The 5,404-nt window shown below is 65.6% G+C and carries 6 protein-coding genes; 3 read left to right on the top strand and 3 right to left on the bottom strand.

Annotation, left to right across the window (positions count from 1 at the left end; translation table 11 throughout):
* A partial coding sequence (locus tag H8A92_RS39390) for a S1 family peptidase (RefSeq protein WP_229200646.1) occupies window positions 1–353 on the bottom strand: 353 nt, incomplete at its 3' end.
* Between the two features lie 97 nt (window positions 354–450).
* A complete protein-coding gene (locus H8A92_RS39395) occupies window positions 451–1,509 on the bottom strand; it encodes an AraC family transcriptional regulator (RefSeq protein WP_229200647.1) in 1,059 nt (352 codons plus the stop codon).
* Between the two features lie 250 nt (window positions 1,510–1,759).
* Here H8A92_RS39395 and H8A92_RS39400 point away from each other — a divergent pair, with 250 nt between their 5' ends.
* Window positions 1,760–2,209, top strand: coding sequence for a cupin domain-containing protein (locus tag H8A92_RS39400; protein ID WP_229200648.1), 450 nt, complete (start codon window positions 1,760–1,762; stop codon window positions 2,207–2,209).
* 114 nt (window positions 2,210–2,323) lie between these two features.
* Window positions 2,324–3,817 (top strand): flavin-containing monooxygenase, encoded by a 1,494-nt coding sequence (locus H8A92_RS39405; RefSeq protein ID WP_229200649.1) that lies wholly within the window; start codon window positions 2,324–2,326, stop codon window positions 3,815–3,817.
* Window positions 3,818–3,834: 17 nt separating this feature from the next.
* Here H8A92_RS39405 and H8A92_RS39410 read toward each other — a convergent pair whose 3' ends face one another.
* Window positions 3,835–4,560, bottom strand: a complete 726-nt coding sequence (locus tag H8A92_RS39410) for an alpha/beta hydrolase (RefSeq protein ID WP_229200650.1) — start codon at window positions 4,558–4,560, stop codon at window positions 3,835–3,837.
* A gap of 150 nt (window positions 4,561–4,710) precedes the next feature.
* On the opposite strand from H8A92_RS39410, the gene H8A92_RS39415 reads away from it, so the two are divergent.
* The coding region (locus H8A92_RS39415) for a cupin domain-containing protein (RefSeq protein ID WP_420831433.1) at window positions 4,711–5,404 on the top strand (694 nt) is incomplete at its 3' end.

Consider the following 5,404-nt stretch of genomic DNA (forward strand, 5'->3'; position numbering starts at 1 on the left):
GCGCTCGGCGCGCCGCGGTCGGCCGCGACGATCACCGCAAGCGACCCCAGCGCAGGGGCCGCGGTCGAGAGCTTGGCGGGGGCAACATCGCTCTCGACCCGCAGCAAAGCGATGTCGGTGGTGTGGTCGCGTCCGACGACGGTTGCCGGCCTGCGGCTGCCGTCGGCGAACTGGATTTCGATCTCGCCCTCGTCGGCGAGCGCCTCGTCGGCGGTGACGATGAGGCCGGCCTTCCAGACAAAGCCGGATGCGCGCGCGCGATGCGAATGCACGGAAACAATCGCGGGCGCAGCGCGCGCGATGGTCTCCGAGAGGGCTGATGACAGCGACGAAAGGATGTTCGGTTCGGTCATGGGAAACTCCGTTGGCTTCCCTCAATCTGGGATGATGCGGCTGGCCGCGAAACTGGCCGGATGGGCAGGGGCGGGCCCCGTCGCTCGGAACCGACGCTCAGCTCAGCCGCTGCAGGGTCGCTTTCGGGCTTTCGCCGAACTTGGCGCGGTAGGCGCTCGCCATCCGGCTCAGATGGGTAAAGCCGAGGTCGAATGCAATATCGACGATGCGTTCGCCCGGCCGCGCCGTCTTCAGACGGGCGTTGAGATGGGCGAGGCGGATGTCGAGCAGCATCTCGGAGACGGTGGTGCCGAAGTGACGGCGGAAGCCGAGTTGCAGCGCGCGGACGCCGGTACCTGCGATCTCCGCAAGCTCGGTGAGATCCAGCGGCTCGGTCGCGCGGGTCTCCAGATAGGCGCGTACGCGCTTCAATGTTGCCGGCTGGGCCTCGGCACGGCCGTTGAAGACATCGATCGCAGAACTCAGGCTATGCCGCTGGTCGTTGAGCAGGACATTGAGAAACTGTTCGCGCCAATCGGCCGCCGCCACCGCGGACAAGGTTTTGTGTGGCCCGAGCAGCTCGGCCGTCGTCACGAGATGCTCGATCCTGGCCGAGAGCGCCTGCCCGAGCGGCCCGCTCAGTTCTACGGCCGGATCGAATTCGACCGGCTGCACCGCCACGCCGCCAAGCGCTGCGGCGCGATGCTCGACCAGCTTGCGGTCGAGCAGCACAATGAGCTGGGCGCAGCCGCCGCGCCAGGTCATCTCGGTCGGAATCGTCGGCGACAGCAACGAGGCACAGTGTTGCGGCCCGGTGGTCAGCTCGCGTGCGGCGGTCCGCACCGAGGCCGAGCCGGACAGCGGCATCTGCAACAGGAAGAACCGGTCGAGGCAGCCGGGATTGATCGCGACCGATCCGCCATAGGCGACATAGTTGACGGAGAAGCCGTCGAAGTCTGCGCAATTGTGGTGGGCGGAGAAATCGCGTTCGGAATGATCGACCGGCGTCAGATCGTGCGGACAGAAGATGCGGCCGATCGCTTCGGCCGCGTCGTCGACGCGCGCGGTCGCGACGCGCGCGAAATCCTTCAGCCTCGCCTTTGCAGGATTTTCCCTGGCAGGATTTGCCCTTGCAGGATTCGTCCTTGTCGAAACCTCGTTGCCAACAGCAGTCATGCCGGCCGTCCGAGTTGTTTGAGGTCTAAAATATCGGCCAGCCTAGTCCATTCGCCGCAAAAGGGGAACGCTGTTTCGTCGCGCAAACTGCCTGATCGACGCGCAGGCGGATGCGATGGTCTTGGGCAGAAGGCGCTCCCGCATTGCAGCATGAACGTGCCGGGCGAGGATTCGTTTATCGGCTAGACAGCCCCACCGGCTGGCGACAGGCTCCGTGTCCGCAATGCACATCAAAACTGGAGAGGCTGACATGGGCACGCTCGAGAAAGGCATTACCCGATCCGGCACCGGCTACGGCGGCAAGACCTGGAATATCCTTGGCCAGGTCTATTATCCGAAGGCGGTCACCGACTCGACCTTCGCGTTCGAGACCAACAGCGACCCCGGCCAGTTCGTACCGGTGCACATCCACCCGACCCAGGACGAGTTCATCCTGGTGCAGGAAGGCGTGCTCGACCTCAAGCTCGACGGCGTCTGGGTGCAGGCCAAGGCCGGTGACCTCGTGCGCATGCCGCGCGGAATTCCACACGGCTATTTCAACAAGTCCGACAAGCCGGCGCGGGCGCTGTTCTGGGTATCGCCCATGGCGAAGCTCGAAGCGCTGTTCGAGAAGCTGCACAATCTGCAGGACCCCGCCGAGGTGGTCCGGATTTCCGCCGAGCACGAGGTGGATTTCCTGCCGCCGGAAGCCAACGACTAACCGGCCAACAGACAATACGCATGCGGGGCGACAATCGCCGGAGCTGGCTCCGGCGATGACGGGGACGCGTGCGCTGAGGAAATTGGATCTGTTCATTCATTGCGGAGCGGTTTCATGATCAAGCAGAAGCATGTGTGCGTCATCGGCGCCGGCATTTCCGGGCTCGCCGCGGGCAAGGCCTTTGCCGGTCGCGGCCACAAGGTGACCATCATCGAGCGTAGCGGCGATCTCGGCGGGGTCTGGGAGCCGGCGCGGTCCTATCCCGACGTGCAGACCCAGAGCCCGAAGGAGCTCTATCGCTACACCGACAAGGCGATGCCGGAGGCCTATCCGGAATGGCCGAAGGGGCCGCAGGTCCATGCTTATCTGCGCGACTATGCGCGCAGCCATGGGCTCGACAGTGCGATGCGGTTCGACACCAGGGTGGAGGGCATGAAACGCCGCGCCGACGGCAGACCGGGCTGGACGCTTGCGCTGCGCTCGACCGACGGAGCCGCGGGACAGGAGGATTTCGACTTCGTTGCGGTCTGCACCGGGCAATTCAACGAGCCGCAGTCGCTGCCGCTTCCCGGCGAGGACGACTTCAAGGCACAGGGCGGCCAGATCCTGCACTCGTCGCAATATGGCGATCCTGATCTCGCCAAGGGACGCAAGGTCGTCGTGCTCGGCGGCTCCAAATCGGCGACCGACATCGCGGTGAACGCAGTCAACTCCGGCGCCAGCGAAGTCACCATCGTGTTTCGCGAGCCGGTGTGGCGGATTCCCTATTTCATCGGCGGCCTCGTCAACTTCAAACGCATCCTCTACATCCGCGCGCAGGAGCAGATGTTTGCGAGCTGGGGCATCGGGCCGATGGCCCGCCTCGCGCATGTCGTTGCCAAGCCGTTCGTCTGGGCGAACTGGCGCGGGCTCGAGAGCATGCTGAAGATGCAGCTCAAGCTGAAGCAGTGCGGCATGGTGCCGAAGGAGCGGATCGAGGACGGCGTCAACTGCTCGGTGCCGATCGCAACCCCCGGCTTCTATCCGATGGTGGCCGACGGCCGGATCAAGGCAGTGCTCGGCACGTTCGATCATTATGACGGCAAGACCATCGTCATGAGCGGCGGCCAGCGTGTCGCGGCCGACGTCGCGGTGCTCGCGATCGGCTACAAGCTCGGTGTGCCGTTTCTCCGCGAGGAGTATCAGAAGAAGCTGGTCGAGCCCGACGGGCAGTACCGGCTGTACCGGCTGATCGCCAATCCCGATCTGCCGGATATGGGCTTTGTCGGCTTCAATTCGAGCTTCTGCACCGTGCTGTGCGCCGATCTCGCCGCCAACTGGCTGGTGCGTTATGCCGACGGCCAGCTCGCGCGGCAGCCGACTGCTGCCGAGATGCACGACAACATCGCGATGATGCTGAACTTCAAGCGCGTCGAACGTCCGGCGGCCGGCGTCTATGGCGGGCTGTGCGTCGCGCCCTACCACTTCAAGCATTTCGACGAGCTGTTGGCGGACATCGGCACCAAGGCGTCGCGCCGCAACCCGCTCGTCGAAAAGTTCACGCCGCCGGACGCGGATGCCTATGCGCGCTTTCTCGCCACTGCGCCCGTGTACAAGGCTGTGGCCTAGCCGCCGTCGCGGAAGAGCTAGTCGCGGCCGGCGTCGAGGAAGGCCTGTGCCAGGCGTGCGGGATTGGAGAAGCACAGCTCGTGGCTGCCCGGCACCTGGACCAGGCGGAACAGCCCGAGCTTCTCCGACAGCCGCGGATGCCAGGGCAGGCTGTGCGGCATCGCGGTATCCTCCGTGCAGTTGACGTAGGATTTCGCGACCGGCATCTCGGCCGGATTGGTGCGCAGTGCGATCTTGTCCTGGAAGGTCTTCAGCGGGTGCGGATTGAGCACGTCATAGGCGCGCTGCGCGAGCTCGAGATCGGCGTCGTTGATGAAGGCCTCGCGCCAGATCGGGAACGGCAGCACCACCGAGCCATCGCCGCGCTGGGCATGGATCGCGTCGAACAGGCCGACATAGTGCGGCGGCACCATGTCGTTGAGGCATTCGCCGTTGTTCGGCACGAAGGCGTTCCAGTAGACCAGCCGGCGGATGCGATTGGCGGCGGCGTCCGCAACGCCCGTGATGACCATGCCGCCATAGCTGTGGCCGACCAGCACGACGTCCTTGAGGTCATGCTCGGCGAGATAGTCCACGATTGACTGGATGGCTTCGGCGAGGCCGGAGTCCTTCCTGTCGCCGGGCCGGTTGCCCTTGATGGTCGGCGTATGAACGACATGGCCGGCCTTCCGGATGATGGCCGCAACCGGTTCAAACTCGGCGCCGGTATGCCAGGCGCCATGGACGAGAACATAGGTCGACATGTTGTACCTCCCTGTGTGGTTTGATCAGATCGGCCGCGACATCCGGGCGGCCCGGGATACGCGCAAGTTTCAAGCAATTCCTGATGGATATTGACCTGGGCCCGCGGAACGCGCTTGGCTGTAACCGAACCGGATTGGACTCGGAGTGAACTGATGCAAATCGCCGCCGCGGATCGCTCGCTCAGGCTGAGCTGGAATACCGCGGACACCAGGCCGGGCGAGCAGTTCGCCTATTATCGCGAGGCGATCTGCCGGGCGTTCATGAACCTGACGCCGGAGCCGCCGGCGACGCCAGGCTTCCTCGCCCGGGTCGAGACCGTCGGGCTGGGGGACGGTGCGGTCAACCGGGTCAGCTTCCCGGAACACGTCGTGCGGCGCTCGGCCGCCGACATCGCCGCGTCCGGCCGGCGCTGCTACTACCTTAATCTCAAGCTCGCCGGCCGCTGCCGCATCCGGCAGGCCGGGCGCGAGATCAGCTTGTCGCCGGGACAGGTCGGAATCTTCGACAGCGGGCAGCGCTTCTCGCTGCTGCACGACCGCGGCCCCGCGCTGCAGGTCGCCTCCTTCTGGGTGCCGGCCGAGGCACTGGATGAACGGCTGCCGTCGGCGCCGGAGATGGCACCGGCGCGGGTGTCGGATGATCCGTTCGTCGGTCACCTCATCGCCGAGACCGCGCAGGTCCTGAATTCGTCGGCGCTCCGCGCCTCGGACGCAGACAATGCCCGACTATTCGGCGTGCTGCTCGACCTCGTCGGACTCAGCCTGTCGCGCAGCAGCCGCGCGGGCGTTGCCGAGAGCGCGGGTCTCGCGGATGCGACGTGGCTGGCGCTGCGCCGTGCCGTGG

This window comes from Bradyrhizobium acaciae, assembly GCF_020889785.1.
GTDB lineage: Bacteria > Pseudomonadota > Alphaproteobacteria > Rhizobiales > Xanthobacteraceae > Bradyrhizobium > Bradyrhizobium acaciae.

Excerpts from the sequence above, each read along its gene's own strand:
- H8A92_RS39400 (WP_229200648.1), top strand. The coding sequence starts at position 1,760 with ATGGGCACGCTCGAGAAAGGCATTACCCGATCCGGCACCGGCTACGGC.
- H8A92_RS39395 (WP_229200647.1), bottom strand. The coding sequence starts at position 1,509 with ATGACTGCTGTTGGCAACGAGGTTTCGACAAGGACGAATCCTGCAAGG.
- H8A92_RS39405 (WP_229200649.1), top strand. The coding sequence starts at position 2,324 with ATGATCAAGCAGAAGCATGTGTGCGTCATCGGCGCCGGCATTTCCGGG.
- H8A92_RS39410 (WP_229200650.1), bottom strand. The coding sequence starts at position 4,560 with ATGTCGACCTATGTTCTCGTCCATGGCGCCTGGCATACCGGCGCCGAG.